At 51.3% G+C, this 228-nt stretch carries 1 rRNA gene; it reads right to left on the bottom strand.

Annotation, left to right across the window (positions count from 1 at the left end):
* Positions 1–104: ribosomal RNA gene (rrf, locus tag KI210_RS08680) — 5S ribosomal RNA — on the bottom strand; the annotation flags it as partial.
* Positions 105–228: the final 124 nt, after the last annotated feature.

Below are 228 nucleotides of genomic sequence, written 5' to 3'. Positions count from 1 at the left end.
CTACCCTCGCAGGCAGTTGCCCACCAACTACTCTCGGCGTTAAGAAGCTTAACTTCTGTGTTCGGCATGGGTACAGGTGTTTCCTTCTTGCTTTCGCTACCGCACTTCTTTTCCTTTTTCTGAGCTTCCACGCTCAAAACTGAATACCTTCCGCTTCTCGAAAACCTCGCTTTTGGTCAAGTCCTCGACTGATTAGTACTGGTCCGCTCCAAGCCTCGCGGCTCTTCC

It is taken from the genome of Lactobacillus corticis (assembly GCF_018327645.1).
Taxonomy (GTDB): Bacteria; Bacillota; Bacilli; order Lactobacillales; family Lactobacillaceae; genus Lactobacillus; species Lactobacillus corticis.
Note: the sequence above shows the minus strand (reverse complement) of the source record. Positions and strands in the feature narration are given on the sequence as shown.